Source organism: Mesorhizobium sp. B2-8-5 (genome assembly GCF_006440675.2).
Classification (GTDB): domain Bacteria; phylum Pseudomonadota; class Alphaproteobacteria; order Rhizobiales; family Rhizobiaceae; genus Mesorhizobium.
Window position 1 is genome coordinate 3,733,862 of sequence record NZ_CP083951.1, and the last position, 23,715, is coordinate 3,757,576.

General features: G+C 60.6%; 14 protein-coding genes and 1 tRNA gene. 11 read left to right on the forward strand and 4 right to left on the reverse strand.

Annotated elements, in window-relative coordinates; genetic code table 11:
- The 11 genes from queE to dpdD all read left to right on the forward strand — a co-directional run bounded on the left by queE (position 1) and on the right by dpdD (position 20,008).
- Positions 1-636 (forward strand): 7-carboxy-7-deazaguanine synthase, encoded by a 636-nt coding sequence (queE, locus tag FJ430_RS18030; RefSeq protein ID WP_140708031.1) that lies wholly within the window; start codon positions 1-3, stop codon positions 634-636.
- A complete protein-coding gene (queD, locus tag FJ430_RS18035; protein WP_140708029.1) occupies positions 633-986 on the forward strand; it encodes a 6-carboxytetrahydropterin synthase QueD in 354 nt (117 codons plus the stop codon). The genes queE and queD overlap by 4 nt, the downstream gene beginning before the upstream one ends.
- Positions 987-995: 9 nt before the next feature.
- Complete coding sequence (queC, locus tag FJ430_RS18040; RefSeq protein WP_140708026.1) at positions 996-1,703, forward strand: 7-cyano-7-deazaguanine synthase QueC; 708 nt, start codon at positions 996-998, stop codon at positions 1,701-1,703.
- A gap of 408 nt (positions 1,704-2,111) precedes the next feature.
- Positions 2,112-5,351: a protein DpdE gene (gene dpdE / locus FJ430_RS18045; protein ID WP_140708024.1), complete on the forward strand. Its 3,240-nt coding sequence runs from the start codon at positions 2,112-2,114 to the stop codon at positions 5,349-5,351.
- Positions 5,351-7,921, forward strand: coding sequence for a protein DpdF (dpdF, locus tag FJ430_RS18050; RefSeq protein ID WP_181175502.1), 2,571 nt, complete (start codon positions 5,351-5,353; stop codon positions 7,919-7,921). Before dpdE ends, dpdF begins: the two co-directional genes overlap by 1 nt.
- Positions 7,918-8,820, forward strand: a complete 903-nt coding sequence (gene dpdG / locus FJ430_RS18055; RefSeq protein WP_140708020.1) for a protein DpdG — start codon at positions 7,918-7,920, stop codon at positions 8,818-8,820. Before dpdF ends, dpdG begins: the two co-directional genes overlap by 4 nt.
- Positions 8,820-11,918, forward strand: coding sequence for a protein DpdH (gene dpdH, locus FJ430_RS18060; protein WP_140708018.1), 3,099 nt, complete (start codon positions 8,820-8,822; stop codon positions 11,916-11,918). The genes dpdG and dpdH overlap by 1 nt, the downstream gene beginning before the upstream one ends.
- The gene (locus FJ430_RS18065; protein ID WP_140708016.1) at positions 11,915-12,643 is read left to right on the forward strand and encodes a hypothetical protein; all 729 of its coding nucleotides are present in this window, start codon (positions 11,915-11,917) and stop codon (positions 12,641-12,643) included. The genes dpdH and FJ430_RS18065 overlap by 4 nt, the downstream gene beginning before the upstream one ends.
- The gene (gene dpdJ, locus FJ430_RS18070) at positions 12,640-17,193 is read left to right on the forward strand and encodes a protein DpdJ (RefSeq protein WP_140708014.1); all 4,554 of its coding nucleotides are present in this window, start codon (positions 12,640-12,642) and stop codon (positions 17,191-17,193) included. The genes FJ430_RS18065 and dpdJ overlap by 4 nt, the downstream gene beginning before the upstream one ends.
- The gene (dpdK, locus tag FJ430_RS18075) at positions 17,190-17,729 is read left to right on the forward strand and encodes a phospholipase D-like domain-containing protein DpdK (RefSeq protein ID WP_140708012.1); all 540 of its coding nucleotides are present in this window, start codon (positions 17,190-17,192) and stop codon (positions 17,727-17,729) included. Before dpdJ ends, dpdK begins: the two co-directional genes overlap by 4 nt.
- Positions 17,726-20,008, forward strand: coding sequence for a protein DpdD (gene dpdD, locus FJ430_RS18080; protein ID WP_140708010.1), 2,283 nt, complete (start codon positions 17,726-17,728; stop codon positions 20,006-20,008). The genes dpdK and dpdD overlap by 4 nt, the downstream gene beginning before the upstream one ends.
- Before the next feature lie 303 nt (positions 20,009-20,311).
- Here dpdD and FJ430_RS18085 read toward each other — a convergent pair whose 3' ends face one another.
- From FJ430_RS18085 to FJ430_RS18100, 4 genes are all read right to left on the reverse strand, one after another.
- Positions 20,312-20,881 (reverse strand): hypothetical protein, encoded by a 570-nt coding sequence (locus FJ430_RS18085; RefSeq protein WP_140708008.1) that lies wholly within the window; start codon positions 20,879-20,881, stop codon positions 20,312-20,314.
- Between the two features lie 145 nt (positions 20,882-21,026).
- On the reverse strand, positions 21,027-22,004 hold the full coding sequence (locus tag FJ430_RS18090; RefSeq protein ID WP_140708006.1) for an AAA family ATPase: 978 nt from the start codon (positions 22,002-22,004) through the stop codon (positions 21,027-21,029).
- Between the two features lie 129 nt (positions 22,005-22,133).
- Positions 22,134-22,208: transfer RNA gene (locus FJ430_RS18095), tRNA-Glu, on the reverse strand.
- Positions 22,209-22,350: 142 nt separating this feature from the next.
- Positions 22,351-23,508 carry a YcbK family protein gene (locus FJ430_RS18100; RefSeq protein ID WP_181175507.1) on the reverse strand — a complete coding sequence of 386 codons (1,158 nt, stop codon included), beginning with the start codon at positions 23,506-23,508 and terminating at the stop codon, positions 22,351-22,353.
- Positions 23,509-23,715 lie beyond the last annotated feature (207 nt).

Genomic DNA, 23,715 nt, shown 5'->3' on the forward strand with positions numbered 1-23,715 from the left:
ATGAGCTACGCAGTTAAGGAAATTTTCTACACTCTCCAAGGCGAAGGCCGTCAGGCCGGCCGCGCGGCCGTTTTTTGCCGTTTCACCGGATGCAACCTTTGGTCCGGAAGGGAGGCCGACCGCCCGAAAGCCATATGTCAGTTTTGTGATACCGACTTCGTGGGCACGGATGGCGACGGCGGCGGTCGTTTTGCAACATCCCATGACTTGGCAAGCGCTATCGAGGCGAAATGGTCAAACTCATTGTCGCAGCGAAGGTTCGTCGTTTTAACAGGCGGCGAACCACTCCTTCAAGTCGACCCATCTCTCATCGGCGCGTTGCACCATAAGGGATTCGAGATCGCGGTCGAAACCAATGGCACGCTCATGCCACCCTCAGGGATCGACTGGGTCTGCGTCAGCCCAAAGGCAGGCACTGAAATCGCGATTAAGAGCGGAAATGAACTCAAGTTGGTATTTCCGCAGATGGGTGCAGAGCCCGAACGCTTCGAAGCTCTGGCCTTCGACCATTTCCTCCTCCAGCCAATGGATGGGCCTGATCGCATCTCGAATACGCACGACGCGGTCGCCTATTGCCTTGCCAACCCGCGCTGGCAACTCAGCCTTCAAACTCACAAACAACTTGGAATCAGATGAAGATAACTCAGGCATTCACATTCGAGGCTGCCCACAGGTTGCCACATGTGCCGTTGACACACCGCTGCCACCGCATGCATGGCCATTCCTATAGAATTGAGCTCCGCCTCGAGGGACCCGTTGACGATCACACCGGTTTTGTCGTCGACTTCTTCGACGTGGAGGCCGCCTTCAATCCATTGCTCCTTCAACTCGACCATTATTGTCTCAACGATGTCGAAGGCTTGGAAAACCCCACTGCAGAAAACATTGCAATTTGGATATGGAATCGCATCAAGCCTGCGGTGCCGCAGACGTCTGCTGTTGTCGTCTACGAGACGCCTGACTGCTGGGCTGAATACGAAGGGTGAGATGGCATCATGGAAGAGTCAAAGGCAATCGTCCTGTTCTCCGGCGGCCAGGATTCAACTACGTGTCTTGCTTGGGCATTAGAACGCTTTGAATATGTCGAAACGATCGGGTTCGACTATGGTCAACGTCATCGCATCGAACTCGATATTCGTCCTGAGGTATTGACAGCAATTCGCCAAAGTTTTCCGTCTTGGGACAAGAAACTGGGCGAGGATCGTGTGATTGACGTCACTGTTCTTGGGCAAATCAGCGACACGGCGCTCACACGCGATGTCGAAATTGCGATGCTTCAAAATGGCCTTCCCAACACGTTTGTCCCGGGGCGCAATCTGCTTTTCATGATTTTTGCGGCAGCGGTCGCTTACCGCCGCGGGGCACGCCATATAGTAACGGGTGTTTGCGAGACAGACTACTCTGGCTACCCCGATTGTCGCGACGACACCATGAAGGCGATGCAACTCGCGCTCAATCTTGGCATGGACCACCGCTTCGTCGTTCACACGCCGCTAATGTGGATCGACAAAGCCGAAACCTGGCGGATGGCAGATGTTCTTGGGGGCAAAGTTTTGGTCAACCTCATACTTGATAAAACACATACCTGTTATAATGGTAACCGAACAGAGCAGCACGTCTGGGGCTGGGGCTGTGGAAACTGTCCTTCTTGTGAGCTTCGCGCCAACGGTTATCGCCAATTCAGCTGTGAGCTTGCGGCCTAGCGCGGTTCTACGCGAGAAATTCTGCTTGCTCTGGCCGAAGGCTGGGGCAGTCGGTCCGGCAGCCTGACGCGTCCAATCTGAGCACCCGGTGGGCCCGATCGTGCCGGCGCTTCCGCCAGAGGGCGCGCCATCGCGGGCCCAGTAACTGCCCCAGAGAGCTGGTATAGGCGGAAAGGCCAACGCGTCGCGTGGCTCGACAGTCCGCCCTAAACGAGCATCACCTAGCTAGGACTTGTGGAGGCAAATAACGCTGGTTCGATCCGAGCGAGCCATTTCTAACGAATGGTTTGAACACGGTTGTGACCCATGCTCATCCTGTGAATTGCGCGGGGCGTTTTTCAAATTGAATATGAATATAGCTAGTTGAGACGATAATATCTCATCCATCAATAGCGTGGGGGGGATTCGGTGTTCGTGAGGGTGCTCCGGGGTGAGCGTGCTGCACTTGGTGTTGGGAAGGCAATCGGTCGGAGCGGCGACATTTGCTCAGTCGAATTTTTCGACGCGCCCTGGAACCCGGCAATCTCAGTCGACGTAGGTGTCGCCGATCTTGAGGCGGTCACGCTTCCCGAACAGACACGGATCTATCACTACAACGCCGCACTTTCCTCTTGGGAAATCGGGCGACTGCTCGATGATCATGGTATCCGCCAATATTGCAGATTCCCCAACGGATCCGACCGATGGCTCTCGGTTGCCCACGTGAACGTTCGATGGAATCACCCAATCGTCGATCCCACAGCTTTCCTCGCCGCTAAGATCAATGAAACGCCACGCTTTTCCGATGGTCGCAGCGGGTTCGTCCGCTCGGTCATGGCCCAGCGAGGGGTAACTATGGGGATGTCCGCGTTAATATCTTCTGCGGTCGAACTCGAGGCCCACCAGATCGAGGTTGTTCGCCGTATTCTCCAGGACCCGGTGCAGCGCTATTTGCTTGCCGACGAAGTTGGACTCGGCAAGACAATCGAAGCCGGCATATTGATCCGCCAATGCATCCTTGACTGCGGCGATAGCGCCTTCATTTTGATTATCGTTCCCGACGCACTCGTTTCTCAGTGGCGCCACGAACTTGACGAAAAATTCTTCCTCGGGGCCGATTTCGACCGCCGCATCCGCGTGATTGGACCCAGTGATCACGATGCCATTCGTCCACTTCTCGCCCGCGCCACTATGCTGGTGATCGACGAGGCTCATCATCTGACGGGTAGGAGAGCAGAATCTGACTATGATCTATATGCGGACATCGCGGCCACGGCACCGGCGATCGAACGTGTCCTGTTGCTCTCCGCCACGCCGGCTCTTCACAATGAGGGTGGTTTCCTCGAAATGCTCCATCTACTCGACCCCGACACCTACGCGCTCGATGACGAGTCTGGGTTTCGTCGCCGGGTCGCCAGCCGTCAAATGCTCGCGCAGATCGTTGCGGGCTTGGCGCCGGAAAACGTTCTCTATCTCGACCGTACACTCGACCAACTCGCCGAACATTTTGCCGACGACCATCTGCTGCAGACCCATGTCGCGGCTTTACGCATCATCGTTGATGGGTTGCCGGACGAATCCGATCCCGAATTGATCAACGCGATCGGCCGGGTGCGCGCGCACATCAGCGAGGTTTATCGCCTCCACCGCAGGATTTTGCGCCACCGACGGCGCAACATCATCGGTCTTACCCCAGACCGGTCGGGCACGATCCGAGTGGACTACGGCAGTTCTGCCACCGCGCGTGTATACCACGCGGCTGAATATTGGCGCTTCGAGGAAGCGACAACAGTCAATGGCGAGCCAACGCGGACCGACCGAACACGCATCTTCTTCCAGACGCTTGAGCGGATACAGGAATATGCATCTTCGGGCGCTGGCGATGTCGGTTTTCTCGCACGCCAGACCCTTCTCGTCGGCGACAGCGCGCGTTTCGCTGGCATAGTGGAGGGGTTATCAGGCGAGGAGGCGTTCGACGATCGGGTATCCGCGCTGGTTGCGGCGATCAAGCCCTTGCTCGGTCCCCGGCAGCAGTTTGTCATCTTCTGCACCGACAGCGAGACGGCCGACCGGCTAGCGAAGACGCTTACCAGTGATCTAGGCCTGCCGGTCGATCGGCATGATCCCGAGCACGAAGACTGGATGGCGTTCAATCGAGATCCGGCGCGGCCAATCCTGGTGTGCGATCACCGTGCTGAAGAGGGTCTTAATCTTCAGGGCGGACGAAAGATCGTCATCCATTATGATCTGCCGTTCAATCCCAACCGGATCGAACAACGCTTGGGGCGTGCCGACCGCTATGGGGCCGGCGACGCGGTGCGCTCGATTGTCCTCGCCTGCCGCGACAATCCCTATGAGACCGCCTGGGTCAACTACCTCGATGAAGCCTTGAGGATCTTCGATCGTTCGGTCGCGAGCCTCCAATACATCATCGAAGAGATGACTCGGACCTTCGCGTCATCGCTGTTTCGCGAAGGCCCCGAGGCGATCATCGATCTCATCGCCGAGAGCCGGGGTGAAGACGGCAGGATCGAGCGTGAAATCGCCGCCATTGATCAGCAGGACGCGCTAGATGCGCTGGGCGCTCCATCCTACGACATGCTGGATGCCCTCAGCGACATCGACGAAGGATGGCGAGAGATTGATTCTGCTGCCTCGGCCTGGATCGAGACCAACCTAATGTTCGCGCGCGACCCAGGACAGGGCGGTCGCGAGGAGCAGGCGCCTGGCACACTTCCCTTCTGCTATCGCTACGTGACGGGGCAACCGCATACGCTGGTTCCGCTTCAGACCTTTCTGAACCGCTTTTCCGCCACGATGGACACCTCAGTCGAGGCTCGTCTCACGCGCACGGTAAAAACCTACCCAGTGACGTACCGACGTCGCACCGCGCTCGGACGCGAAGGCAGGGCCGCACAAGCCCGTTTGTTGCGCTATGGGGAGCCCTTCATCGACGGCATGTGGGACCTCTCGCAGATCGATGATCGTGGACGGTCAAGCGCGATGTGGCGGTACTTTCCGGGGCATCAGGGCGAGGGTACCGTCGACCTCTATTTTCGCTTCGACTTTATCGTCGAGCCCGACCTCGCCGGTGCGCGCTCAGTGCTGGCGGCAGCGGACCGACTGAGCGCCGCCGGCGAGGCAGCGGTCACGCGCCGCGGTGATATGGCGCTACCACCCTTTTTCCAGACGATCTGGCTCGATCAGGAGATGGAGCGGGTGACGGACGCGACGCTGCTTGTCAAGCTCGATCTACCCTACCGCCCGGTTGCGGCAGAACAGGCTGGTCGCGATTTCAACCTTAACCCGAAGCGATGGAACCAGCTTGGTCGGCTGCGCCTCCCCCAGATGACCGACTGGCCTGCGATCTGCTGGCAGGCGCGCAGTCAGGCCGAGATAGCGTTGCGCCAATTGCCGGCGCTCGTGGACGGCCTCGTCGAAGCCCGTAATAGGTCGACCGCAGTCGACTATGGGCGTCTCGGCCAATTGCGTGCCCGTGCCGACCGTCGGAGCGATCCTACCGCCGAAACGGAATGGCAAATCGAGCGCGATCTTGCCGATGCGCTCGACGCCGGAATCAGCGCACCCTCGGTGCGCGTCGACGCGGTCATCGCCTGCTTCCTGACCGGCGATCCAGCGACGACCGCCGCAATCGACGGACGGGTCTGATGGACAGTCTCGACTTTTCATCGTTGCACGATCTTCTCGATAAATGGCCAACTGTAGCCGTTCCACCTAAAAGTGCCGACGGCGTGTTCGAGCGGACCCGCCAGATACTTCAGTCCGCTCAGGCGGTGGCTGTCTTTCACGAGTGGAGCGACCTAATGGTGCTACTGCGCCATGTGTTGCGCCGACATTCGTTGCAGTCCGGATCAACCGCGCGCCTCCGGGTGCCGTCCAATAGCGACTGGCCCAATCGAGATCAGTGGTCGCAATTCGGCGTCCGCGCCCAACGCGTCGGTAACCACTATCTACTCGACGCCGTCCCGTGGTCGCCGGACTGGGTGGACGACATTGATGCGCCACTTTTCGAAGACGCATTCGCCGAACGCGATGTGCGGCTCGACGGGCGTCGGCCGATCGATCCCTTCCTGGAAGAGGTGAGCGGCTTCGATTGCTATATGTCACCGGGGCAGCGTGAGGCCGTCCGCAGCGCATTCCTGCTGCCGCCGGGCAAGACACTGATCATTGCGCTCCCCACTGGCTCTGGCAAAAGCTTCGTCGCACAGGCCCCGGTCCTCGTGCGCGGTCTCGAAGGGCCCGTGACAATCTGTGTCGTGCCGACCACCGCGCTTGCGCTCGATCAAGCACGCCAGACCACCAACCTGCTAAAGGCGCGTTTTCCCCGTCGCGAAGTTCCCATCTTGGCGTGGCATGCCGGCCTTAGTGGTGAGGAGCGTTTCGGTGTCAAATCGATGATCCGGCAGGGCACTCAAGGCATACTCTATTGTTCGCCGGAAGGGGTGACGGGAGCCTTGCTTCCCGCCCTTTACGACGCGGCGGAAGCGGGATTGCTCGCCTATCTTGTCATTGACGAGGCTCACCTTATTAGCCAGTGGGGCGACGGATTCAGACCCGCCTTCCAGATGTTGGCGGGGATCAGGCGAGGGCTGCTCGCCAAATGTGGCGACAGACCGTTCAAGACGGTGTTGATGTCGGCGACGCTAACGTCCGAAACCGTCACCACTATTGATACGCTGTTTGGCCCTGCCGAGACCGTCCAGATGGCCGCATCGATCCATCTGCGTCCCGAGCCCCAATATTGGATCCACCGCGAGGGCGATCCCGCCGTAAAGACGACTAAGGTGCTCGAGGCGCTTCGCCATGCGCCGAGGCCGAGTATCCTCTACCTCACCAAGCGTGAGGATGCCGAAGAATGGCTGGGCCGGCTGCGCCGGGCCGGGTTTGCGCGCTGCGCGACCTTCCATGGTGATACCAATGACACCATACGCCGGCGCATCATCGACCAATGGGCGGACAACGAACTTGACATCATCGTGGCTACTTCAGCTTTCGGCGTTGGCATCGACAAAGGGGACGTCCGGACAATTATCCACGCTGCGGTGCCCGAGACGCTCGATCGTTTCTATCAAGAAGTCGGGCGAGGCGGCCGCGACGGGCGCAACTCGGCGTCACTCATCATCTATTCCGATGTCGATCGCGAGATCGCCGATCGACTGGCGGCACCGTCGCTGATCAGCGATGAATTGGGGTTCGACAGATGGTTGGCAATGTCGGCGTCCGCCACCCCTCTAAATGCCATGGGAACCCTACTTCAGATCGACTTGAATGCGGTGCCAAAACGGCTTTACCGCCAGACCGACTATAACGCTGCCTGGAATATGCGCACACTGATAATGATGGCGCGTGCCGATATGCTCAAGCTTGAGTCGCGGCCGCCAGACCTGATAGCGCGAAACGAAGATGAAACTGATGCCGATTACGAAATACGCAATGAAGAGCATTGGTCACAATATTTTATGCAGGCTGTGGTGAGCGTGTCCGAAATGGGGCACCGCAATCAAGCAGTCTTCGACGACCGCATAGGCGGCGAGCGGACGAGGTCGCTCGCCGCGGCCTCGTCAGGCGGCCGCCTTCTGGATGCCTTGCTGAACGGCAAAACCGAAGTGTCGGATCTCTTACATGATCTCTATACGAGCCATAAACCTCGGCGCACCGTCCTCGTGTCACGCGCGTGTGGTGGTTGCCCGGCCGATCGGCGTACTCACCGCGCTGATCCCTTCTACAGCGAGCCTAACTCGTTCGGCATTGAGGATGTCGAGGCGCCCGACACCAGCCTGTTCCGGCTGCGCTTCCCGCACCTGTCGATCACCTCCCCGGTGATCATCGCATTACCCGAGGAGGTCAGGTCGGCGCAAATCGTCGACATCTTGGCAGATCTCGTCTCGACGTTTGGGATTCGCGAGATTGCGGTCCCTGATGCGATGCGTGAGTTCGACGGCATCAGGCAGTTGCATCGGCGAGCGCCCGACCGCATACTGCTGGTCCAGTCGCTTGAGGAAGAGGCCGCTTCGCAGCCAACCGTCTATCGAGTGGCTCGCGCCTCCGTCATTGGCGACCATGTTTCGGCCGAGCCGCTCATGCTGCTCGTCCGGCCGCTCCATATCATGATCGCGACAGCCTCGACGGCCGATCCCTTCCACCCGGGTCGGCGACTGATTGAGACAGGCAACAACGTCCTCACATTCGACCAGTTTAAGGCAGGGGCACGGCGATGAGCATCCTGAACATGCCAAGCGACGGGCTGTTCAACGTCGCGATTGTCCTCGCCCGCGCACTGGTCCGCCTCAGTACAACGAGCCGCGAAGACCTGCTTGGCGCATGCGGCCTCGGCGTCGATGGCCTGGATCCAAAGCATTTGACCCAGACGCTCAACCGCTGGACCGAACTAGGCCTTTTTGCGATCGAGGACAAACTAGTCAGCCTGCGCGAACCCTATCGGACGGTCCTTGGCAAGAATCCCGATATTGCCGAAAGCCGTCTGCCGAAGGTGCTACGGACGATCGCGCTCGCGCCAGAGAACAACCTGCGTTTCTTTGAAGCCGAGGAGAATAAAAGCGCCGATCTAAATCGCGGCCTCTCGTGGATCCTCGCCCAGGACATTTACACGATCGACACCAGTTCACATGCCAGGATTGATGCCCTTGAGGGCAGTCAGGTCGCCGACAAGGCAAAGAGGATGCTCCAGAACGATACGCGATGGAACGGCCTGCGGACGTGGATGATCTATCTCGGCTTCGCGCGAAACGGGTCGCCGGTCACCATCGATCCGACTCAGGCCTTGCGCGAAAGCCTAGACGAGGTCTTTGGCACGGAGCAAACGCTTCCTGCAACACTGTTCGTCGATCGCATCGCCGAAGTGCTCCCCGTCCTCGATGGTGGGTCCTATCGCAAGCACATCGAGGATCTCCTCAAAGGTTCGACTTGGACTAGGCCACCTTCGAACACCCTCTCAACTGCACTGTCGCGTGCGATCCGGCGGCTTGGGTATGAGGGCGCGATCGCGACTGAACAGCGTAGTGACACCGAAGCGGGCGTAAACCTGGTGGGTGCCGAGCAGCGGCTTTGGCTCCGGATGACGCATGTCCGACGCATCGCCCCAAGGAAGGGCAAATAATGCTCGAAAGCTATTGGCCCGATGCCGATGCAGTGAACGCTTGCATCAAGAATGAAGCGGAGACCGCCGATGCAGCGGTGCTGCTCGCCGTTCACCAGCCCGTTGCGATCGTGCGGCGCGCCGAAGGTAGTGAGGTCACAACGCCGGCGACCGAGTTGGATCTGCTTGAAGCCTTCACCACCGAAAATGTTCCCGGCGGCTACGTGCTCCTGCCCATCACCGGCGTCTCCGGAGTGGGCAAGTCACATATTGTCCGCTGGCTTGATGCCCAATTGCAGCGTTCTGCGAAGCGCGATCGCTATCACATCATCCGCATCCCCAAGAGTGCGAGCCTGCGCACCGTCGTCGAACTGATCCTTGCGCCGCTCAAGGACAATCCCCAATACACCAAGCCTTGGCAGGATCTCACTCGCGCGGTTGCAGAGGTGAACCTGGATAGTGCCGTCGTCACCTTTCGCGCCCACCTCGAAAATGCGCTTACAGCGCGCCGCGCTGAGTTGATCGCCGAGTTCAAGCAAAATCCCGACCGAAGCGACCTACGCCAACTGATCGGGTATTCTGGGGATTTGCCGAAGCTCTTTTCGGACGCAGCGCTCGCCGAGCATTTCAAGACCATCCTCGCCCGAGTGTTGTCTCGCGCGCTGAGTGGGCGATCGGGCGAAGTCGAGCAGGCAGATACGCTGTCTCGTTTTGTCGCGTCCGATCTAATCCTTCCCAAGGAGGTGGATATCAGCAAGGCCGCCCAGAGGGTCCGCGACTATTACAAGGTCAACATCGCCATGGTCGGGCTCGAACGGCTCGAGCCAGCGGTCGACTTGCTGAACAAGGCGATTGATCCGGCGATCAGCAATGTCTTTCAACTCGAGCAGAGCACGGGCGGCATTACGCTGCAGGAGATCATCCTCTCGGTTCGCGAGATCCTGTTCCAGGAAGGCAAGGATCTGGTCCTTCTCGTCGAGGATTTTGCGGCGCTTGCGGGCATTCAGGAGGTACTGCTTAAGGTCTGCATTCAGGAAGGCGAATATGCCGGCGAAAAAGTGCGCGCGACCATGCGCACGGCGCTCGCACTCACCGACGGTCATCTGAATTTCCGCGATACGATCCTGACCCGCGCCCGCTGGGAATGGGTTATCGGGGGCCGACTGCAGGGCGATGACGAAATCAAGGCAAGCGTCGTGGATATGGTCGGCGCCTATCTCAATGCCGCCCGCTGGGGGAGCGCCGATCTCAAGCGCCTCTTCAGGCAGCGTGGGCCGGAACAGTCGCTCACCGACTGGTTGCCGTTGTGGCGCGACGAGGATCTTAACGAAGCCGACAGCGACGCTGTCGCCGCATTTGGAAGCGCGAGCAATGGCGCGCCGCTCTTTCCGTTCAACCGCGAAGCAATCGATGCGCTTGCCGGCCGCATTCTGCTCAAAGGTGGGAAGCTCGAACTCAATCCGCGGCGCGTCATCAACCAGATCCTGCGGTCGACTCTGCTATTGCGCAAGAGCTTCGAAGCTCACAACTTCCCGACGCCCGAGTTCCAGGGCTTTCGGCCGAACGCCACTCTCGCAAGCTGGATCAAGCAGACCCATCAGCCCGATTCGGTCAGCGGCCGGCTTTCAACCCTTCTCGCGCTCTGGGGCGGCAACCCGCCCGACGTAGCGGCGATCAAGCATATCTCGCCGGCGATTTTTACGGCCTTTCACCTGCCACCGCCGAGCGAACTTGCCAATATTGGCTTCGTCGCGCCACCGCCTCCTGCACCTCCCACGACAAGCGAGGGCAAGACCGAGGGTGGTGGGGCCGAAGTCGCCACGCGTGTTGTGGACATGGCCACCGAGGATCCGCGCGTTACCGACCTGCGCGTCAAGCTGGAGAAATGGTCCGGTGGTACTGCTCTTGAGCAGCGGGATGCCAACGAGTTGCGCAAGGCGCTGATGGACATGGTCCGCGATGCTATCGACTGGCCGGCTCTCCGAATGCGCTCTGTCGATCTTCCGCCAAACTGGATAGAGATTCCGCAGGCGCGCGGCAACCTGAACACGAAGATTTCAGTCGCCGACGACGCAAAGGACGCCGATGGCTCGGTGCGTGCGGGCCTGCTGGCCGCCTTCCGCTTCGCCACCGTCAACAACCGCCGCTGGTCATATGCACAAGCGGACGATGACTATATCGCAAGTGCTACGATCGTTGATCGGCTAATCGCCCAACTCAATCCGATTTTGGTACGAGCCGCGCACGATCAGGCGGCCGCCCTTAGCCGCGCCCTCATCACCCAGTCGAGGATCATCGGGCTCGAACCCGCACTCAAGCCCACAACATCGGAATCAGCGCTAAAGGCGCTCTTTGCCAAACCCGAGCCGAAGGCAACACAGATCTTCGAGGAGAGTTGGGATCGGCTCCGGTCGAACGCCTCGGCAGCGATCGACGACAAGCCGGGACGCGAGCGGCTGCAGACCGAATTGCTCGAGCGGACGGCGGCTTTCCAAGGGACTGGGCGCACAGCTTTTGGGATCGACATCGTCCGCCTGATCGACGCGCTCGGCGATGACGCCGCCGCACGAGGGGGGGGTGACCAGCTGCCCCAAGACGTCAAAGACTTCATCCGTCCGATTGCCGAGGTGCGTTTAAAGAATCAACTCAGCCCGGTAGTCGCTAAGCTCAAATCGTTCAATGCGCAGATTAGCGCCTATATCGACGACAGCTTCGACAAGGCAGCGTTCGTTGCCGATCTCCATGACATCGGCCGCCTGCTCGCCATGACTGGCACTCATATCAATCTGCTCATCACACTCAAAGAGTTCGAGCGCAGACTGATCGAATTTCAGGCCAGTGCGATCAAGGATCTGGTGAGCAAAGTTGCCACGATCGTCGACGGCGACCTCGATCAGATTCCCAAAGCACTCAATAGCCTCGGCGCGCTCGACTTCGGGCTGATCGATCGAACCATGACCTTTCTCGGCCACACGACAAGCCTGATCAAGGCGGCGGAGGACAGTGTCGCGCGCGAAGAGGCAAATCGGGGGCAGGCCGATCCTGCCACGCTCGTTGCCGAAATCACCGCGATGCTGACCACCATCGCCCAACCCGATGCGCAGGAGGCGACGCCATGAGCACGACCTTGCCTGCCCGTGCGTCGGCGTTACGCGCTCGTCTGAGCCGCCTTCATGAGATGAGTTCCAACGTGGCTGAAGCCGCCGACCTGGAAGGCCTACGGGGCCAACTTGCCCGGCACGTCGAGAAATTTTCGGGCTCAGCCGAGAAGAGGCGCCTACTCACCAAGGCCGGCATCACCATTGTCGACCCCCCGAGCGGCGCTGTGGTCCGCAAAAAGGCGACTACCGTGCTCGAGCGCTTTGCAGTGACACCAAAGTCCGCAACACTCAAAAGGGGCCAGGCATGGCCGACAATGCTCGAGGAGATCGACTCGGCAGCACGCGATCTCCAGGCGGCGGTCACCGCCGCCTGGAAGGCCGAGCGGACCAGCCTGTTCAGCGGCGATACGCCTGCAGCGATCGAGTCCAAGCTGGCCAAGACGAAGCCGAACCAGGAAGCACTCAAAGTCTATCAGGGCCTCTATAGCCAGTTTAAAGCACTCTTCGACAGCCTGCCTCCCGATCAGGCGACAATCGAGCGAGCACGAACACTGGGCAGCCAACTCGAAGGCGTTGCGAAGGCGTTCGATTTCCATGTCGCGCCCGAGGTGAAGGCGTTTCTCGAGGCGGTACAGTCCGTTCTTGGTGCTCCGATCAGCCTGTTGACTGACGAGGTGCTCGCGTGGCTGCGCGAAAATGAGAGTCTCGACGCCTATCGCGTCAAATCATCGGATCGCGCATGAACGGCGATGAAAAACTCCTCCTCACCAGCCTGGATCGGATAGAACAGCGCGAAGCACGGCTGCTCACCTGGGGCCTCGTTGATGGATTTCTGACGCTTGGGGAACTCGGCGAACTCATTGACCCCCTGCTTGACGACACCGCTTATGCCGACGGTCTGACCTTCGTCAGTGTCGCCGAAGTCGTGGCAGCGCTTCGCGATCGCGCGCTGCTGTTCGACATCGGCGACGGCGAAACCAGCCGCTTTCGCTCGCGGATGGCGGAAGCGGTCCGACTATTTTTTCGGCTCAGGCAGTTGTTTCCGCAGCATCGGGGCCTGATTGGCTGGCAATCCGCGCCGACGCTCGTCGCGGACTTCCGCTTCATCTGGCGCCGACGGCGTTATCCGCGCCGGCAAATCTCGGCCGAGCAAGCGCGCATTCAGGTTCAGGCGGCAACGTCCGACGCCTCTGCGCGCGATGCTCTGTCGACCCTAATCAACAGCTACGGCCCCGATTTCGGCCTAGCCAGCTTCCAGGTCGATGCCGCCGCTCGCATCTTGGCCGGTTTCGAGCAGTCTAACTCGATCGCGACGCTGGTCAGCGCCGGGACCGGAAGCGGAAAAACCCTCGCGTTCTATCTACCTTCACTCGCTCGGATTGCATCGCACATCCGGCGCGATTCCTCCGCCAGTCGCTGGGTCAAGGTGCTCGCGCTCTACCCGCGCAACGAATTGCTCAAAGACCAGTTCGCCGAGGTCTACAGTCAGGCACGGCGGCTCGACGCCAGCCTGTTGCAACAGGGCTGTCGCAAGATCCTCATCGGCACCTATTTCGGCCCGACGCCGAAGGACGCCGCCGACGCTGAGGCCCGCACCGGTTGGCGTCGCCACGCGGACGGCTTGATCTGCGACTATCTGCGCTGCCCGACCGATGGCTGTGACGGCGATATGCTGTGGCATAACCTGGATCGCAGGGCCGGGGCCGAACGCCTGGTCTGCCAGACCTGCGCCGCCTCAATCGAAAGCGACGAGATTATCCTTACGCGTCAACGGCTCGAGCGCGAGAGCCCAGACATCCTGTTCACTACGACCGAGATGCTGAACCAGCGGATGGGCGATGACCGTGTCCGCCACCTGTTCGGCCTAGGTGATCGCTGTGAACGCCCTGTCGAACTCATGCTGCTCGACGAAGTCCATACCTATGCCGGTACATCGGGCGCGCAGGTCGCGTTCCTGCTACGCCGATGGCGCCGACTACTGCGCCGGTCGGTCAGTTTCGTCGGCCTCTCGGCGACGCTCGCCGACGGGGCGCGCTTCTTTGCGCGATTGACCGGACTGCACGAACAGGCCTCTCTTGAGATCGCCCCCCGGACCCGCGATATGATCGCAGAGGGCGCGGAGTATCTGCTGGCGCTTCGCGGCGACCCCGTTTCCCGTACCGCGCTTCTGTCGACCACGATCCAGTCGGCCATGTTGCTCTCCCGAATGCTCGATGCACCTGACCTGCGCCGGAGCCAAGGCGTCTTTGGCGAACGGCTGTTCCTATTCGCCGACAATCTCGATGTCATCAACCGCATGTTCTTCGCCATGCTTGATGCCGAGGGACGGCAAAGCAGCGGCCGGATCGACATGAACCGTCACCCCAATGGTGGGCTTGCCTCCTTGCGCACGCCGATGGCGAGCGAACATCGCAAGCTTCATGGCCAAGATTGGCAGGCCGCTGTCGACATCGGTCACACTCTGCAATCCAACGATCGCAAGACCGTCGGCCGCGTCATGTCTATGGACCCGGGTGTCGGCAGTCATCTCGATATCATCGTTGCGACCGCGTCGCTCGAGGTCGGCTATAATGACCCGCTCGTCGGCGCCGTCATCCAGCACAAGTCTCCCAACGACGTCGCCCAATTTCTCCAGCGTAAAGGCCGGGCTGGGCGTTCGGGACGCATGCGCCCTTGGACGGTCGTGATCTTGTCCGACTATGGCCGCGATCGGCTCGCCTATCAGGGTTATGACCTGCTGTTCGACCCTGAGATCGCTGCCCGATCGCTGCCAATCAGCAATCGCTATGTCGAACGTATCCAGGCGGTTTACGCGACGCTCGATTACCTCAGCCTGGTGATCGGCACAAACCCGCGCGGCAGCGTGTGGATCAACATGTACGGACCCGCTGGCACGCCCAACCAGCGCGCACGCCAGACGAAACTGGCCGACCTCATCCGCGGCATTCTCACCACCGAAGCCGACCTCGAACGCTATGCAGACTATCTCGGACAGGCTCTCAAGCTTGACCGCGACGAGATCGAAGCCCTGCTTTGGGACCATCCGCGCCCGCTCCTGGTCGAGGTGCTACCGACCGCGTTGCGCCGGCTAGAATCGCGCTGGTCAGCTTATGGCGAGGCAGGCGCCGACTATCATGTCGGCAACTCGCCCTTGCCCGAGTTCGCTCCGGCCAACCTGTTCAGTGATCTCAACCTGCCCGAAGTCGAGATCGTGCTCGGCCAGTCGGGTCGAGCAACGCCCGAGCGTGTCGTCATGCCGATCTCGCAGGCGATGAAGGAATATGCGGCCGGCCGCGTCTCGCGGCGCTACGGCATCAGCCATGCTCTTGAACGGCACTGGATTTGTCCGCAACTCGACCAGAATGTCGCGCAAAGCGTCGATCTCGCGCCCTACGTGCGGGCCGACCTCATCGGTGAATGGCGGGTTCGGACGACCAATGGGGACGTCCTGCCGCTACCGGTCTATCGGCCGCGCGAATTTCTGGTCCAGCAACCCGCCAGTACGGTGGTCGACACCTCGAACGCGCGGTTGCGCTGGCGTTCGCAGATCGTAGCCCGCGAAGTCGGTCTGGTCCTGGCGTCGCCGATAGGCAGCCCATGGGCTCCCTTCATTGCCGATGCCCGCTTCTACACCCATCAGAACCTCAGTGCGGCAGAAGCGCGGCGTATGGCGATCGGGAGCGACGCTAGCATCCGCTATCGCGACGGGACGTCACAAAACAAGAAATTCAGCTACGAGATGGACGGAGGCGCCGCTGCGCTTGGCTTCAGCTTCGGGGTCGACGCATTCTGTCTGCGCCTCCGTTTCCCACAGGACCTTTGGTCGAGCCTCGGCACCGACTCGGATCCGCCCTACCGAGCGATCCGCACCGCGCGTTTCCACAACCAAGCAATCGACGGATCCTATCTCGACGCCGTCGACAATCGCTTCGCCCGGGAGTGGCTCGCCCACCTCCTTCTCGCGGCGATCAGCAACGAGGCGATCGCCAAGGCGATCGGGCTGGAAGAAGCCGCTGACAATCTGGCGCACGATCGGGCGGAACTGAGTCTAGGCCAGACGCTCGACATCCTGTTCCAGTCGCCAATCGTCGATGATCCCACCGGCCAGGGCAACCTTCAGGATAAGCTCCGCCAGGATCTGGCCCTGCACATCGCCAACCCGCAGATCCGAACCAGGTTGTTTAGCCTTGCGGAGATCCTGTGGCAACCGATCGTCGCCAATTGGGAGCCTTGGCTGCGCGAGCGCTTCGCGGCGACAACCGCGGCAGCCGCCCTCAACGCTATATTGAGCCTTTGTCCGGAGATCGACGCAGACGGCCTCGTCGTCGATATCGACCCCGGTCCGCGTGAGTCCGACGACGTTCTCACCGATCAACCGGCCGCCGAAATCTGGATCAGCGAGACCGCCCCTGGCGGCAACGGTCAGATCGAGGAGGCGCTGCGCCAATACGCCGAGGACCCGCGCCGCTTTTATAGTCTTATGACGGCGGCGTTGCGCGACAATGATTTCGCACTCAGCGATTATCAATTGCAGCGCTTTCTCAGTTTGGTCGTCGAGGGAGACCCCGACGGCGATCTGGCGGCGGCGACGAACGGCTTCCGTGATGCTTATGGGGTGTCCGAGAGCCACCGGGCTTTTTCGGTCGTGCGCGAAACGTTAGCGGCGGAGGGATTCGTGACCTTCCACGCTTTCATGGTCGCGCTCGCTAACCGTGTCCTTCGCCCCGGCTCGACTCGCGAAAGCGACACCTTCTTTCTCGGTGCTATCCGCCACTGGTCGGCCGAGGAAGAGCGGCTTGGAGTTGAACTGGATGCGCGTGTCGTCGCATACAGGCTGTCACGACGCGACGACATCGATACTGCGCTCAGCTTCGCCGGCATCGACACGCCCACGATCAATCCCGCCCAATGGCGCTTCGGTGTAATCTATGGCTTGCTGTGGCCGCGCGGGCCGCAGATCCGCCAGGCCGGATTGCACCTCTATTCCCAATTTGCTGACCTGCCAGCACCCGAACCCTTGCTGTTGATGTCGTTCCTCGCACATGAAAATGCGTTTATCGATCTTGAGGATGACAAATGGCCCGGCGAATGCCTGACACGTCTAGCCGATGCCGGATCCGCAACGCTCATCTGTCCGATGAACCAGGCCGGTCGCCTCGCGGACGCCTTCAATTTCCTCGCCACTAACCCGGTGCAGACGGGTTACCTGTCGGTCTTTGCCCGCGTGCAGGCGGTCCGGCGCTCGGGCAGCGCCTATCATGTCGATGTCGATATCGCGGAGGCCGTGCAATGACCTTCGAGACACGTCGAATTTTCAAGAGCGCGGTCACAAGCCAGAATCTAATCCGTGAACTGCTGCAACTGATGCTCCTCGGCGAACTTCTCGCTCCGGGCGGCGAACGGGCCTGGCTGGTCAGCCCATGGATCAGCAATATCTTGCTGTTCGACAATCGCGCGGGTGGCTTCGGGTCGGTCAATCCTGAATGGGGCAGCCGCGAAGTTCGTCTCGTGGAAGTTACGATCAACCTGATGGCGCGCGGCACGTCGCTCGGCATCGCAACCAGTTTCGACACGCATAATGATGCCTTCATCGCGACCGTCAGCGAGGCAGCCGAAGAGGCAGGACTTTCCGATCGGCTGCTGATCGTCCAGCGCCAGCACCTTCATACCAAGGGGGTGCTTCTCAAGCGCGGTCTGCTCACAGGGTCAATGAACCTGACCTATAACGGCCTCGAGTTGAACGACGAGATGGTCGTCTATGACACCAATGCAAAGACGCTCGCCGAAGCGCGCCTAAATTTCGAATCCTATATCGAGGTCGACAAGTGATCGCCGATCTCGCACCGTCCGAGGTCGCTTGGCTGCAGGTCTTCTTCAGCGCGCCCAATGGTCTCAACTGGCACAGTATCGAGCAGCGCACGGCGCCGCAGGGGCTCATCGATCATATACTTCCCTGGCTACACCTAGTCGGCAGCGGTCCCCCGCAAACGCCGATCATGCTGCCCTTTGTGCGCTCCGGCGAGATTGTCGGCTGGTACGCGACCACGCGCGGACCGGCTGGCGCTTTCGAACTCAAGAAGGAACTGATGGGCTGGCTCGGGCCAACCTATCTCGACCAGATCGAGGCCATGTCCGGGGACAGTCCCGATCCAATGGCAATGGCGATGCGGCAACGCTACGACGGGATCGTTTACCGCTTTTCTGGTACGGTCGGCGCGACGACCGCGCGGATGGCCGATCGTTTGACCGCCTTTGCCAATCTTGCCCAGCGCCGCCCGCTGACCAACCGCATGCCCGTGCGACCGGTTGGGGCCATCCGCTCGGACTTCGAGCGTGCGCTACTAGTCCAGGACGCCGAGCGGGCTGAGGCCTTGATTGCCGAGTTGCGCGAGACGGGGCGCCTGAACGAGGAGAACCTCAAGTATCTCGATGTGCGGCTGAAGGCCGGTCTCGGTCTTTGGCCGCAGATCGCCCGCGATCACTGGCTGATCAAGACGCTCTCCGATCTGCCGATGCCGGTGCAGATTCTCGCCGACATCATCGAGGCACTCTACAGGACGTATCTCGACGATCTGGAGAAGATCGGCGATGCCCCGGCGCTACTCGACGCATTCAAGCAGCATCTGGGAACACCCTATCCGCGTCTTTTCGCGACCCGACGCGGTATCCGCACGCCGCGGGTGATCAAGGCCTTCCTGCTGTTCGAGCGCGTGCTCGACCGGCCAAACGATGCGCTCCTCACTGATCTGGCCTCCCTGTTACCGACCGATGATCCTGGTCACATGTTGTTCGCAGGGCTTGCCGCGCCTGTTTCTGCACCGGCGCCATCGCCGGTCCTGGAAGGACCAGTTTCGGCCTCGGACGAGGACGAGGCTGAACAGGCATTTGACGACGGCCAATATGACCGTGCCTTCGCGCTTTATCGCGACCTGCCGCTGAGCAAGCGTTCGGTGCAGCGCCTGCTCGCCTGCGTGCTTTTCATCGATGCTAACGACACGTGTCAAAGTCTGCTTGCCAGGATCGACGAGGCCGATCCGGCATTCGTCGCGACCCTGGCCGACCCCGTTCGTAAAAGGATCGACGACCTGCGGGGCGCGCCACAGCGGGATGCGCGTGACGAAGCGCCGATAACCGCAGTCGATAGCTGGTTTGCCTGGGCTGAAGGCCTCGCCGCTGGCCGCGACATTAGCGCTCTTGCCCAGTCACTCGACAACGCTCTCACATGGGACGTCGCCCAGATTACCAGGGATGACGCTGCATCGAGCCGATTTGCGGGACTGCTGGGCGGGCTCTCCGGCGAGGCGGCTCAGGCTGCACGTCGCGCGGTGCCCGCGATCTTCAACGCTGTCTTTGTAGATGGCACGCCTGTGCATGAAAGCGGGAGGCCGATCGCGATCCTACTCTTCGACCTGCTAGCCCTTGACGATACCTTGACCCCGACTGATCTCGAACTTCTCCAATTGCTCCTCGGACAACTGCTGACGATCGGCCTGTCTCCGTCCGATTATCGCAATCTCGTCAGCGGCCTCGAAGACGTCCAACTCCGGGTAGGCTCCTACGCGCATCTCACGTGGAGCCTTGATATTTGCGAGGCGCTTGCCATCGCACCTGCGCCGGGGGAAGCGGCGCGCGCAGCCCGGCGGCAATTCTTTCTCCTGTTGGTGGGGCAGGCACAACTCTTCGCGCATCGCCTTGAGCGCCAGGATGTTCTGCCTTTCATATTGCTATGCCGAGACTATGGGCTCGATTCGGAGGTGCTTGGTGCGATCACGCTTCCCGAGCAGGCGGAAGCGGATATCGAAACGCACGACCTGTCCGGCAAGATGATTGCGATCTACACACTGGCGGAGGCAGCTGCGCGCCGCGCCAGGGCAGCGCTTCTTGAGATGTTTCCCGGCGTTCGCGTCGAAACCAATGCAGACACGGTGGCGACGGCGCGCCTTACCAGTCTCGCCAAGGCCGCAGACATTTTTGTCTTCGCATGGAAGAGCAGCAGCCATCAGGCCTATTATTGTGTGAAGGATGCGATGGGAACGCGCGAACCGGTAATGGTGGCGGGCAAGGGGACGGCTAGTCTACTTCGTGCCGTTCTCGACAGTCTGAGCTGATTCAGCCCATGCGACGCCCCTGATCAGCTCCCCAACGTGTTGTCGAATCATGAACACGCTAAAGGTCGGCAGATCGGCACGACAACAATTCCATTTTCGACCCGATCTGCAAAAGGGGCGTGTGGACATCGCCGGCATGGTGGTGAGGGTTGCGCGAAAGTCGGCCATCATTCTATTTAACACGATCGCCCCCAAGTATCTGTTGCCATTTGGAAATTTAGTTGGTGGGGCAGGGATTGAATCTGCGCCGGTCGCGCGAAGCCCGGCGCCTCGGCAGTACTGAACGAGGCACTCATTCGTCGTCTATTCTTCTGCAGGGTCGGTCGTTTGCAAACTCACGCCCTGGACCCAGCGGGTACCGCCCTTTTTGCGCTCGTATATCGCCAAGAACAGTGATCGTCCGTTGCTCAGCAGGGCGAGTGCGTCGCTCGTAAAGTTCGGTGGGACATAAAGCCATGCCGTCCAGCGTGGCTCGCCGCGGATCTTCTTGATGAGCCCCATGCCTGAGGGTGGATTGTAAATCGGGATCTGCCTACCGCGATATGAACGATATTGCGGCAAACCGTGTTCGTCACGCGCCTGCACGTCCTTCACCGTTGCACTAAGGCGCCGTGTGTCCGAATTGGAGCCATAGATTGCTAATTCATAGGCATCGCCCGCCCGTCCTTCTGGATAAGTCGCCATGCCTACCACTGTCAGTTGCGTTGTGAACTGATACAGCGGATCGCCATCATCCAAATCCCAAGCATACTCAGGTGCGTAAACATCGTGATTGATGCGAGCTTTGACGCTCACCTCGCAGCTCTCCACTCTAATGGCGATGTGCGTGTGTTCTTCTTCCGGTCCGTTCTGGCGCTTTGTTCTGCCGGGCATTGGATCATCCGCCTGCCTGATCGATTCAGTTCATCGGCATAACGGCCGGTGGGGCGTAAGCCGACCGTAGGCATTGTGCCAGAAGCCCTGCTTCCATAGCTATCAGCGGACGCCTGAAAGGCACCCGCTGCAAACGCGCCGCTAGCTAGTACGCGTAAGTCGTGAGGCTGTCCGTACGCACTGCCAAGTTCCTTCGGCGATCCACGTGCAAAATGCAGTCCTGCGGGGCGGCGTTTAGAATATGGGACGAGTGACTTGCAATGACGATCTGTGCAGGCAAGGAGTTTAAGAGCGCAACCAGCCGTTTCTGCAAGGTGGGATGCAAATAGACTTCAGGTTCATCAAGCATGATTGTGCTCGCATCTCTGGCGCTATAGAGATGCCACAACAATTGTATAAATATCTGCAAGCCATCGCCCGACCATGACAGTTCCTTTGGTATCCGGCTTCCCGGTTCGCGATAGAAGACGGAAATCCGATTGCCAACCATGTCGAGGTCGACGTCCTCTAGGCGCATTTCCGGTAGCCAGTCCTCGCAAAACCCTCGGAAGTCGTCCCACGAGGACGTTTTGCTCAACCGCCAGAGATGATTGCGAAAGTGCCTGCTAGCCAGGCGGCCATTGGAGTGCTTCGCGATGTACTTGGTGTCCTTGACCTGCTCCACGCGATCAAGTGGTGTGATGACCGGTATCGGAACAATCGGCAAAAACAGGCTGCGGACCTTGGCAGGGGTAGAAATGGCCCGCCCATTCTCGTCATGCAGCACGAAGAACGGCGCCTGATCATATGTAGCGTCCGGCCACACGATCTCTATCGTTGCGCCGCTTTCCCACCGAGCTTTAATCCTCGTCTCGTCGTTCCGGAACTCATGACGAACAGGGTCGTCCTCGTCCTCCGACGAACTCGGGACCCTATAGGCGGGAAACAATACTCCGCCCCACGACATCTGCATGTGATGATTTTGTCGCTTGGCGAGGCGCACGCAGCCTTCCGCCAATGCAATTGCCTCGATGATCGTGCTCTTGCCGGCACTGTTTGCTCCTGACACGAAGGCATGAGGGGCGAGGGCAGCCTCGACACGTTCGAAACCGCGAAAGCTGCGCAACTCAACCTTGATGATCATCCGACGGGCCCCCCTGTGCGGATCACCTTAGGCTGGCGACGTCGACCTTCCAACCCCGGCAAGGCAGTTCATTTCGGGCCTCTTATCGGGACCACAAATCTCAAATCATATTCAAGTCATTGAAAAGACTGGTACGCCCAAGGGGAATCGAACCCCTGTTACCGCCGTGAAAGGGCGGTGTCCTAACCGCTAGACGATGGGCGCGCTCAGACGAAGCGGCTTATAATTGCGTTGTTGCCAACCGGCAACCCATCCGCAGCCACATGCGACAACTTTTTTCACGGCGCCGTGAAACGCGTGGCTTTAGACGAAAAAAGCGCCGGACGTGCACGAACGGCGGGCAGGCTCAGCCGTCCTCGCCACCACCGCTGCGGCGACGGCAGCGCCAGTTCCAGTCGCGCTCGGGGCCGACGTCGACATGGACGGATTCGGTGTGGCAGTAGGTGCCGACGCCGCCGCGGCCCGGCATCGTGCGGACGTAGTTCGCCAGCTCCCACTTCGAGACGCCCGGCACCTGGATGTCGGCGGCGGCGCAGTACATGTGCAGCGAGTTCTTGGCGCCGTTGGCGCGGCGGTTGCGCGAGGGATCGCGATAGCCGGAGGTGACGATCATCTTGCGGCCGAAATGGCCCTCGATCGTCTTCAGCACCCGCACCAGCGAAGGCTTGAGGCAGGCGACGTCGACGCTTTCATTCTGCTTCAAAAGACCATTTGGCGCGAGTCTCGCCATGCCGGCGGCCGACGCCACCTGGTAGGAACCGCCGCCCTCGTCCTCATTGAGGTCGACGTCGCTCTCGTCGTCGATGCCGGACTTGCGCTTGATCTCGAACAGCGCCGTCTGGCGCACGCCGGGGAGAGCGTCGGCGCCGGTGATGTGATTGGCCGGGTCGTCGAGCGAGGCCAGTTGCACCGGCTTCTCGGCCGGGGTCGCCGAGGCCAGCGTCACGATCGGCTTGGCCGGCGGCGGCGTGGTCTTGGCCTGCGCCGCCGGCTGGTCGCCGGAGCGCGCGTTGTTGATCAGGGGGGTGGGCGCGGCCGCAGCCGGCGTGGTGCTGAACAGCGAGGCGAACAGGCTCTTCTTCGGCGCGGCGATCTGCGGCTGCGCCGGCTCGCCGGCGGTCACATAGACGCCGTTGCTCATGGCTTGCGTGGTCGCCTGCGCCTTCGACGCTACAGCGGCGGCATCGCCGGCGGCGACCTGCTGGGCGACGGCTTGCGTCTGTTGCGCCGTTTGCGCCTGCTGAACCAGCGGTTGCGGCGTGCTTCCGGCAATGGCCTGGGCGCCGGCAGGGATGGCGATGGGGAAGGTGCCGTCCGGCCGCGTCTCCGGCACATAGGCGACCTTCTCGGGCAGGGGCGTATCGCTCTCGCTCATCACGGTCGATGCCGCCTCGGCGGGCGCCGATGCCTGCAACGACGAATCGGCCGAAGCCGCGGTCTTGGCGCTGGATGACGCGCTCATTTCGGTCGCGGTCGAATTGTAGGCGGGCGAAACGACCGACATCGTCGGGTCGCCGGTGGATGTGCAGGAGGTCAGAAGCACGGAGAAAAGCGCCGCCGCAATGCTGCGGCTTTCCCCTCGTGCAAGACGCCAACCTGCTGATTTCAAAATAAATTCCCCTTCGGTATCCGGTCGGTTCGTTATCGCCGCGCCACTCCATAACGGCGCCGCGATAACCCTCCTGTTCCCAACCGGAACGGGACATGTGTC